Below are 10,029 nucleotides of genomic sequence, written 5' to 3'. Positions count from 1 at the left end.
CATCTTTATTAGATGGGGAAATTGCTATTAATCAGAAAGATAAAAAAATATTTTATCGTGATGATTTAGGCGTGGTTCAGTCTGCGGACTTAATTTTGTTTTCAACCATACAAAACGCTTTAAATTTAAAGCAAGATAAAATAACGGTAATAAAATTAAATACTGCATTTTCTTCAACCTCAATTACAAGGGCTAATGTTCCTACTATGAGTTTTAATGTAACTGCTGGAAAAAGGTATAAAATAGAATTAATAGGTAGTTATCAAAGCGTTGCAACAACCACAGGCGGAAGTATCGGCTTTGTTTTAACCTCTGGAGTAGGAACGATAATAGGTTATGTAACAGCCTCTATTTCGCAAAGTGCGGTAGCGACAGATTTAACGGCAACAATAAGAAGCATTAATGCCACAAGCACTACTGCTGGTAGTTTTATTACCAGTACTGGCGTTTCTGTTATTAATTCTCCTCATTATTTGTGTGCAAATTTAATTTTCGATTGTACAACAAGTGGCGTTTTTCAACTACAATACGGAAGCGAAGTGGCAGGGAGTTCTTCTAGTATAAATGCTGGCGCAACCCTAATAGTAACACCTTTAAATTAAAAAATTATGATAGTTTATTATTACGACAATAACGGTTTTTTTCTTTTTAGTGCCGAAAAAAGCCAAGATATTAGATTTGAATATACAGAAACTGAAATTAATAATAGTTTAATCTCTAACAAATGGAACGGTTTGCAATGGATTGAGGGATTAACGATAGAAGAATTAGAAAAATTAAATAACGATGAAAAATTAAAATTTATATATAACAATGAATTTGAAATTAATTTAAAAGACGATTTTTCTTTATGGAGTAATTTTTATTTAATAGGAAACGCAAAAATTAACACTTTTGGGGACAAATCTAATATACAATGGAAAACACCGTCGGGAGAAATTGCTATCGAAGAAAAACCAGTTTATACAAGATACAAACAAGGTAGCGGATTACTAGCTAAATTATTTTTGAAACGTGAACTGGAAATTATTTTTTTTAGAAAAAACGGAACTTTTGTAACCTTTGTAACACCTACAAAACTATACAATGAAAATGACCGTATTTTGTCTGACAAAAAAAGCCGTAGCAATATTATAGAAATGACACGCAAGAATACTGGGGGTTATATTTATCAAAAAAATATGATTGCTGGGACACCACAAAATATAAGTTTAGAACTACCGGAAGCCTTAGGGTTGTTTGAAAAATTACAAAAACAAATCACGCTTTATCGAGAAGAGAGAGAACACGTACCGCTTGTTACTTTATTACAAAACACAACAGCAACCGAAACATTAAAACAAGAAACAATTAATTTTATTATAAATCAAGTAAACATAAATTTTTATTAGTATGGGAACATTATTAGCATTAGTAAGTATAATTTTAAGCTTATTTCTTTATCCTTTTGCACTTGTCACGTCACTTTTTAAATACGTTTGGAAACGCAAGTTTTGGGGCGGATTAAAAAATTTCGACAATCAAATGCTAGATATTGCAACCAGTATAGATGCAAACGGTAACGTAGTTTGCGAAGACTTATTTAACCTTTGTTTGATAAAGCCAAACGGTTACAAATTTGGCAACCGAAAAGAAACTATATCTAGTTGTTTAGGAAAAAACGAGTATTTAGGAAGTTTAACCACAACAGGAAAAATAGTAGCTTTTATTTTAGGAAAAATAGAAACAAACCACGCTATAAAAAGCATAGATAATAACGTTTAATATTAAAAAAATGGCACAAATAATTTTTATAAAATTAGGCAACGGAAACGTACAAATTTTAAAAGAGGTAAACTCAAACGCTCAACAACCTATTAACGAACCTATTGCATCACTACACCCGTTACAAAATATTATCAGAGATAATGCAAACCCTAATAACATTATTATAAAAAGTGCTATCGGAAATAACCTAGACAGAGGTATAGTTCTTGATGTTAATAATATTAATGGCGGCGCTTGTGTTCCTATTATTGAAAATACTAACATAGACAGTTTAATAAACAGCCTTGCAAAAGATTTTTTCTTTGATGCTGGTAACGAGATTGTCGAAGTAGATAGTTATTTCAATTTTCCTGCTATTGGTTTTTCGGGAAAAATATATGTTGCAGTCGATACCTTGCTAATGTATCGCTGGAACGGTTCTAATTATGATTTATACGCTAGAGGAACATCTGTTACTAATTACGAAAACATAATGTTTTCAGATAAGGAATTTAAAAAAACTTTTTACGCTATATTTCCTACTGGCGTAAATAAAAAAGTAGATTTACTTTTCCCTAACTATTTAAGTCTAAATATTGATGCCGATATTGAAGTAGCAATACAATCTTACAATTTGGCAACAGGAACGTTAAAAAAAACATTTACAATCATAAAAAATGCGCTTTCTGATGAGTTTGTTAGGTATCAAAGTAATAATTCGACAGTTGACAATGACTATATTTTAAACCAGTTTAGCATAGGAGAAGCAAAACTTGTTAATGATACGCAATTATCAATACCTATCTTAAAAAGAGTTGATACATCATCTATATATTTAAAAAATAGAAGTTAAATATAAAACCGCAACCAGCGATTTAACCAATAACGGAACGCTAGTTGCTAAAGCTGTATTTGACGATTTAGTACTTTCTGATATATATACTGATGCTACATTTATACCAGTAAATTACGAAACAAAAAAGTTTTTGCCAACAGATTATCAAAATAAGAATAACTTTTTAAGTATAGACCCAGTTACTAAAGTTATTTATGAAGTTGCTAGACCAACAATACCCGTTAATTTCTTTAAAAAAGTAATTTTTAACGGTGGTTTACAAAGTTATATCTCAAATAATGGGTTCGGGGATATATTAGATAGTGAGGTTACAGGTGCTAATGAATTGCAAAGGGAAATATTACCAAGCAACACACTTATTCAGTTTCAAAATAGCGGTTTTTTAAAGGGATTTGTAGGTATAGCGAGCGACAACGACGTTATTATAGACGTTTACAAAGCTTACTGTTCCCTAAACGGAGATTATTTAGACTTATTCACACTAATTTATAGTTTTCCTTTAAACTCTAATGGAGGGCAAAGTATTGGTTTTCCTAATTTATTCATTAGTGGTGGGCAGGTAGTTAGACTTGGTGTGAGGTCGAGTATTGCAAAAACAAACGAGGTTAATATACAAGGTACTTTTTACATAATATAGTTTTGATTTAGTTTGATTATTTTTTCTGAAAAACCTAGTTGTAATGACTGGGTTTTTTTGTGGGTAAAAATTAGGTAAAAATTGGTTGTTGTAATAATCGTTTTTGTTTCTCTTACTTCAATTTTGTTTCTCTTACTTGTTTCTCGACTAAAAAATATAATTTATTGATTATCAATGCTTTAATTTTAGTATTTACTGGTCGAGAAACAAAAAAACGAGGTCGAGAAACAAATTTTTTAATTTAATTTACTTATTATCAATTAGTTACGTTTTTTGTTTCTTTGTTTTGCTTAATTTCGGGAAAGTTGATAGGTGGGCGTTTTTACTTTGGCGTGAAAATTAGAACGAAAAATTAGAATTTCGCACAATTTCGTCGCAACTGTCGTTCCTATACATATATGTTTCTGTTATTTTTATATCGTAATGCCTAGCTTGGTCACGCACTTTTATGGTGGGAGTGCCTAGGTTCATAAGGTCGGTTATGCCAGTGTCTTTTAAACTGTAAAACTGGTATTCGGTTGCAATTTTATTTTTTGTTTTAAACTTAATCCACGTATCGTATATTTTTTTTGTTCCAACTGGTTTTTTTCCAGTTTTAAAATTATCGGTACTAAAAACAAAATCGGTCGGTTTTGCGTTTTCTAAATGTTTTTGTAAAGTTGGTTTGTAATTGTCGGGGATTGTAATTGTAGCGGTTTTTTTGTTTTTAGAATCTTTGCCCGAAATTGTAATATAATTTTCGTTTAAGTTAATATTTGAAACTCTAATTTTGGTTAGTTCGGTATTTCTTACAAAGCAAAAATAAGTCATCATGCACAAGGTGTAAAACTCGTGATTTTCAACTTGTAATAATTTTATTTTTTCTTTTTCTATTTGTGGTAAATACTTTCGCTTTTTTTCTTCTTTTTTCTTCTTCTTAATTCCAGTTGCAAAGTTTTGAGCCATAAAACCACGCTCTACACAAAACGAAAAAAACACGCCTAAAAACACGATATGATTATTATGTGTGGTTGCAGACACTTTACGCTTATAAACTATCCAGTCTAAATAATTAACTACAAAAGCACGGTTTATTTCTAGAATTAGTTTTGTGTTTAGTTTATTGTCGGCAACATATTTATTAAGCATCGAAATCCCCGATTTGTACGATTTGTTGGTATCGGCTCGTTTTGTTCCGTTTGCCACATCTTTTGCGGTGTGTTCTAGGAATTTATTACAACAAAACTCTAAAGTTTTAAAGTTGTTAGCGTCTGTATTCTCGTAATAGGGCAACCAACCCGAATCTAATTTTTTGTTTACTTCAAAAACTATCCGTTTGCCTTGCTTAACTCGTTCGGTTTTAGATTTTATTGCAGGAATATTAACCCTAAACCGCTCCATTTTTTGAGATACTGGATTTTTAGCGTAGTACACTACTAACCATTGAGTTTTTATACATAGTTCGGCTGGTCGGTAATCAATAAAAATAGTGCTACGTACGTGAGAAAGCGTTTTTTGAGAATTTTGCATTTTTTTTTATTACCGATAGCCGTAAGCTTCGATAATAAAACCGTTAGACATTAATTTGACACGATTGCAATGTTAAAAACCGTGCTAACGCTTGTATTTATAGGTGTTTACAGCGTTTTTGTGGAGAATATCGGATTCGAACCGACCACCTCTTGCCTGCCAGGCAAACGCTCTAGCCAAATGAGCTAATCCCCCAATATTTTCCCAAATATATTGTTTTTATCCAATAATTTATACTTTTGCAGAAAAATAATATCTAAATGGATATCACAATAAAAATAACTGATAGAGAGGGCGAAATACACGAAGTACAAGCGCCAACAGATATGAACATGAATATCATGGAACTTGTTCGAATGTATGAACTCGCTCCAGAAGGAACTATTGGTATTTGTGGTGGTATGGCCATGTGTGCTTCTTGCCAATGTTATGTCCTAAATGACATTGAATTACCAGGGATGGGAGATGATGAAGATGCTATGTTATCTGAAGCATTTAATGTAAAACCGAATAGCAGATTGGGTTGTCAAATTAACCTTACAGAAAATTTAGAAGGATTAGAAATAGAATTGGCTCCCGAAAGCTAGAGTTTATTATAATCTCTTATTTTTTCAGGACTTTCTAAATATTCCTTCACAATTTGCAGCGTTCCATCGTCTTTAGTATCTATAAACCATTTTATTAAGGCAATGGTTCCATTCTCAATTTCTATTCCTGTAATACATCTTGGGTGTACACAACTTCCATCGTTAAAAAAATTAAGTTCGTTTTCTTGTGGTTTAGGAAAATGTGGTCTATGCGTATGACCAATAATGGTAATGAGGTTTTTGTTATCAGCAATCCATTTTTTTATTCTATGTTCTACTTTTACGAGTTCAACATAATTTTTTGCAGGACTTGTAGGGTCTTTTATTCCCCATATTTGCAGTGGTTTCCATAAAATTCGAACAAAAAAACGATTAATTCGCCAACCTACATAATTCATAAAATCGGCCTGATGACCGTGAGTTAAAAACACTTCTTGTTTGGTTTCAGCGTTTTCTAAAACAATTCCTTCGTAAAATTTAAGATTTGGCATCAAGGGTAACTTTTTCCCTTCTTTGACATCAAAATATTCTGAAAAATGTTTTTTTATAATTGATGGGTTTCGGTATACCATGTCATGATTACCATAAATCATGTATAGTTTGTTTGCATTATAAAATTTCTGAAGCTGCAAATAAACACTTTTATTGGCTTCAAGAATATCTTTAAAAAATAAGTTTTCCCATAGTTCATCTCCATCACCAAGCTCTATATAAGTAAAATTGTTTTCACAATAGTGCTTCAGCGCATGTTGGTATACGTTTCTATTATTAGCAAAATCATCGGCAAAGCTACCATCGCCAAGATGACAATCAGAAAACAAAATAAATTTTGACGAATCGTCAAACGAAATTCTTTTAGCTTCTTTGTATGCTCTTGTTAGTCTGTCTTGAGATGTAAACATTAGATTCTTTAAAAATTTAAAATTATTTCTACAACACCATCAAATTACAACCACGAATATCCGAATTATCAAAACGCCCTAAAACTTCAAACGAATTGTTGTGGTATTTCTTTCCTAAATCTTGAGTGGCTATAAACGAACAAGAATTTATATTGGCTAGATCTATCACGTTAATTCCGCCTGTTTTCCCGTTTTCAACGTAAGTCAAAGCATCTTCGGTATCTCGAATTAGAATTTGCATCCAATTTGGACATTCAAATAAGCCATTTCCAAGCGAATAAGCCTGAGAAAGCAATTCGGTCATTCCATATTCCGAATGTATGGCAGAAACGCCAAAACCATCATAAAGTTGTTGGTGCAATTCTTCGCGAATCATTTCTTTTCGTTTGCCTTTCATACCACCAGTTTCCATAATAATGGTATTTTTTAGATTAAACTTTCTATTTTGAATCAAATCTAACAAAGCATAAGTAACACCTATAAGAATTACATTTTGCCCATTATTATCTAAAGTAATCAGTTTCTGTATTAATTCCTCGTGATTGTGAAGATAAAAACCACTATCCGAATTGTTTGACCGTTTTATTAAATCATCAACCATATAAATTAAGGACGAACCTTCACGTTCTAAATACGATGGAAGCAAAGCTAAAATCACGTAATCTTCTATATTTCCATAAAACTGAGAAAAACCATTGCGGTAACTTAGTTCGTATAAAGAAATGTCAGTTACTAAATGTTTGCTGGTAATCATTCCTGTTGTTCCGCTACTGGTAAAAGTAGCTTGAATAACTTCATTAGAACTTAAAATTTCATGGGATTTAAAAAACTGAATGGGCAGAAAAGGAATGTCTTCAATTTTTTTTACCTTGGTTTTGTTTTTATTTAAGAAATTACAAAACTGATTGTATACAAGATTATTATCGTACTGGAAACGAAATAATTTTAGCGCAATTTTATCAAATTCTTTTTTAGAATCGATGTGAAATATGTCAGAAGTAGTAAACAATTGTTTTTTTGTAAAAGTAGGAAAATAAAAAAAGCCCCACAATGTAGGACTTTAAGATTTGTTTGTTATTAGCTAGTTTATTATATATTCTTTTATTTCGGTTTTATCATTTTCAACAACTTTAATGGTATACACTCCTTTTTTAAATTTTGAAAGGTAAATAGGAGACCCGATGGTAGAAGTGGTAAAAATTTTACGCCCTTTTTTATTAAAGAACGATATTTTTTTCATTGTATATATATCAGACACTATATAAATAAGTTTTCCATATTTTTTAGAATCATAATTAATAATTTTCAAACCTGAAATAGAACTACTTTTAGCCACAGGTTTAATAATTTCACTATTGCAAAATAGTTCAATTGCGTTGTTTGACTCTGTATTTGCCGTGATTTCTTTGCTTGTTGTATTTGCTATACAATTAAGGCTTAGTAGTAATAAAAAATAAATCGTTTTCATCTTGTTAGTATTTAATTTCAAGACAAAACTAATTAGAACTTTCTTTATAAAACAATTTAATCGTTGACTGTATTGTTTTTTCGATTAAATACACTAACTTGCTAAAAATAAGTCTTTTAACCCTGTTTTTTCTAACTAAAATTAGTGATATTAGCATATCACTAATTTTGTGTTATTTGTATTATTATACTACTCTGAATCCCATTCGAAAATGTTGACTAGTCTTAAATAAAGGATATAGATTATTAAGACAAGTCATTTTTTTTATAAACAGCTATTCATTATTCTTTTAGGCCGAAACATACTACAAAAAAAAAGCTCCAACGTGAATTGGAGCTTTCTATTATAATTGAAAAATAATTACTCGATAACTAATTTTCTTGTAGCTGTTTTACCTTCTTCAGTAACTTTTACCACATAAACACCTTTGCTTAATGAAGCAATGTTTATTGGAGCATTAGTAACATTTGCAGAAAGAACTTGAGCTCCTAATACGTTATAGATTGCAACCGTTTTTGTTTCAAAACTATCTGAAGTAATGTTTAATGTGTTTTTAGCAGGGTTAGGATAAATAGACAACCCAGAGATATTGTTAAATTTGTTTACAGAAAGTAAATCTGCAAAAGTAGTTGATACTTTCAAATCATCTACTGAAACTGAAGGAGTTTCAGTTGCACTGTCTTGTCTTAAAAAGAAGCTAACTATTGAAGTTAAGTCTACACCAACATGAGTATCTGTCAATAAAGGTGTAGGTTCGTCAGAAACAGTTGGATTAACCCATAATTTCGCTGTATCGTCAGCTGTTCCAACAGTGTTAAATGTATAACCAACAACAATTGTATAAGGTGTTCCAGTTGTATATGTTCCAGTTGTATATGTTGTTAGAGCACCTAAAGCAGTTCTTGTCTCAATTCCTAGATTAAACGTACTGTCATCAACTCTCTTTGTCCATAAAGTCCCACCAAAAGTTGTTGCATTTGCTGTAAACCCAGCTAAATAACCACCATTTACATCTGTAACACCTGCCATAGTTAATACGTTAAGAGTCAATTTATAATAAACTGTTCCTGAAGTTTGTGACACAAGTGAAACTTGAGCATCAGTTCCTCCAGCATCAAAAGTAACTTTAGATCCATCTAGCAATATTTGATCTGTTGCAGATGGCGTTCCTAGAACAGACCAAGGAGTTGTCGTGTGTAAATTTCCTGCTGGATAACTAAAAGAATCCGAAAATGGCAAAGCCTGTTGTCCAAAAGACACTGAGCTTACAACTAAAGATAATAATAAGTAGATTTTTTTCATTTTTTTAAGTTTTAAATAAAATTAGTCTACAAAGATAGTAAGTAATTTCTTTAGGATAAAAGAAACGAATGTAAAATAATCATTAAATTAAGAAATATTTATTTGTTTATCCTTCATAACATATTGAGAATAAGTATTTTGAATGTTTTTTCTTGCGTCAATTAGTAAGGTAAAAGGTTTTCTTTGTCTATTGAGTTTATAATCTGTTTGGGTTTAATTATTTTTTAGCAGTTTGTCAGGCTGAGCGGAGTCGAAGCCACACAATAGGCTTCGACTCCGCTCAGCCTGACAAAACGGTTGCTTATTTGCTACTATTAAAACCATGCAATCTTGCCACATATTTGCCAACAACATCAAATTCTAAATTTATTTTTGTTCCAATTTTAAAACTTTTAAAATTTGTATGCTCATAAGTATACGGAATAATAGCCACACTAAATTCATTTTTTTTAGAATTTACAACCGTTAGACTTACTCCATTTACTGTAATCGAACCTTTTTCGATAGTAATGTTGTTTAAAGTTGCATCGTACTCGAAAGTAAAATACCAACTTCCGTTCGCTTCTTCAATGTTTTTACAAATTGCGGTTTGATCTACATGACCTTGCACAATATGTCCGTCAAGTCTGTCGCCAAGCTTCATGGCACGTTCCAGATTTATTACATCATTTACATTCCAATTTGACAAATTAGTTTTGTCTATCGTTTCTTTAATAGCAGTTACGGTATAAATGCTGTTATCAATCTTTACAACAGTCAAACAAATACCATTATGCGCTACGCTTTGATCTATTTTTAACTCATTTGAGAGACTAGATTCCACTTGGATGTGAATATTTTTTCCATCTTTTTCTAATGCTTTTATAAAGCCGAGAGTTTCTATGATTCCTGTGAACATTACTGATTTAATTTTAGTAAATTTGCATTCAAAATTAGCAATAAATACATTGAACTGATGACAAAAAGACCAGAAAATATAATTGTAGGCATTTCTATAGGAGATTTAAACGGAATTGGAGGCG

12 protein-coding genes and 1 tRNA gene are annotated in these 10,029 nt (G+C 31.2%); 6 read left to right on the top strand and 7 right to left on the bottom strand.

Annotated features, from left to right (window positions below; genetic code table 11):
- The 5 genes from ACHZC3_RS07885 to ACHZC3_RS07865 form a co-directional block, all read left to right on the top strand.
- A partial coding sequence (locus tag ACHZC3_RS07885; protein ID WP_394759316.1) for a hypothetical protein occupies positions 1-602 on the top strand: 602 nt, incomplete at its 5' end.
- 6 nt (positions 603-608) lie between these two features.
- On the top strand, positions 609-1,391 hold the full coding sequence (locus ACHZC3_RS07880; protein WP_394759315.1) for a hypothetical protein: 783 nt from the start codon (positions 609-611) through the stop codon (positions 1,389-1,391).
- Position 1,392: 1 nt separating this feature from the next.
- Positions 1,393-1,764: a hypothetical protein gene (locus tag ACHZC3_RS07875; protein WP_394759314.1), complete on the top strand. Its 372-nt coding sequence runs from the start codon at positions 1,393-1,395 to the stop codon at positions 1,762-1,764.
- 10 nt (positions 1,765-1,774) lie between these two features.
- Entirely contained in the window at positions 1,775-2,599 is an 825-nt protein-coding gene (locus tag ACHZC3_RS07870) for a hypothetical protein (protein WP_394759313.1), read from the top strand.
- A gap of 133 nt (positions 2,600-2,732) precedes the next feature.
- Positions 2,733-3,239 (top strand): hypothetical protein, encoded by a 507-nt coding sequence (locus ACHZC3_RS07865; RefSeq protein WP_394759312.1) that lies wholly within the window; start codon positions 2,733-2,735, stop codon positions 3,237-3,239.
- 339 nt (positions 3,240-3,578) lie between these two features.
- On the opposite strand, the gene ACHZC3_RS07860 is transcribed toward ACHZC3_RS07865, so the two are convergent.
- On the bottom strand, positions 3,579-4,748 hold the full coding sequence (locus ACHZC3_RS07860) for a tyrosine-type recombinase/integrase (RefSeq protein ID WP_394759311.1): 1,170 nt from the start codon (positions 4,746-4,748) through the stop codon (positions 3,579-3,581).
- Between the two features lie 121 nt (positions 4,749-4,869).
- Positions 4,870-4,943, bottom strand: a tRNA-Ala gene (locus tag ACHZC3_RS07855).
- 65 nt (positions 4,944-5,008) lie between these two features.
- Between ACHZC3_RS07855 and ACHZC3_RS07850 the strand changes: the two genes are divergently transcribed.
- Entirely contained in the window at positions 5,009-5,335 is a 327-nt protein-coding gene (locus ACHZC3_RS07850; protein ID WP_394759310.1) for a ferredoxin, read from the top strand.
- Here ACHZC3_RS07850 and ACHZC3_RS07845 read toward each other — a convergent pair.
- The 5 genes from ACHZC3_RS07845 to ACHZC3_RS07825 form a co-directional block, all read right to left on the bottom strand.
- Positions 5,332-6,237: a metallophosphoesterase gene (locus ACHZC3_RS07845; protein WP_394759309.1), complete on the bottom strand. Its 906-nt coding sequence runs from the start codon at positions 6,235-6,237 to the stop codon at positions 5,332-5,334. The two genes, ACHZC3_RS07850 and ACHZC3_RS07845, sit on opposite strands and share 4 nt — an antisense overlap.
- 28 nt (positions 6,238-6,265) lie before the next feature.
- Positions 6,266-7,246, bottom strand: a complete 981-nt coding sequence (locus ACHZC3_RS07840) for an acyl transferase (protein ID WP_394759308.1) — start codon at positions 7,244-7,246, stop codon at positions 6,266-6,268.
- Positions 7,247-7,318: 72 nt separating this feature from the next.
- A complete protein-coding gene (locus ACHZC3_RS07835) occupies positions 7,319-7,705 on the bottom strand; it encodes a hypothetical protein (protein ID WP_394759307.1) in 387 nt (128 codons plus the stop codon).
- 360 nt (positions 7,706-8,065) lie between these two features.
- A complete protein-coding gene (locus tag ACHZC3_RS07830; protein WP_394759306.1) occupies positions 8,066-9,007 on the bottom strand; it encodes a T9SS type A sorting domain-containing protein in 942 nt (313 codons plus the stop codon).
- Between the two features lie 301 nt (positions 9,008-9,308).
- Positions 9,309-9,905, bottom strand: coding sequence for a riboflavin synthase (locus tag ACHZC3_RS07825; RefSeq protein WP_394759305.1), 597 nt, complete (start codon positions 9,903-9,905; stop codon positions 9,309-9,311).
- Between the last annotated feature and the right edge of the window lie 124 nt (positions 9,906-10,029).

Origin of the sequence: Flavobacterium sp. (genome assembly GCF_043720215.1) — a bacterium.
In the GTDB taxonomy this organism is placed as follows: domain Bacteria; phylum Bacteroidota; class Bacteroidia; order Flavobacteriales; family Flavobacteriaceae; genus Flavobacterium.
The sequence above is the reverse complement of the archived record's forward strand: the minus strand, read 5'-3'. Positions and strand labels throughout refer to the sequence as shown.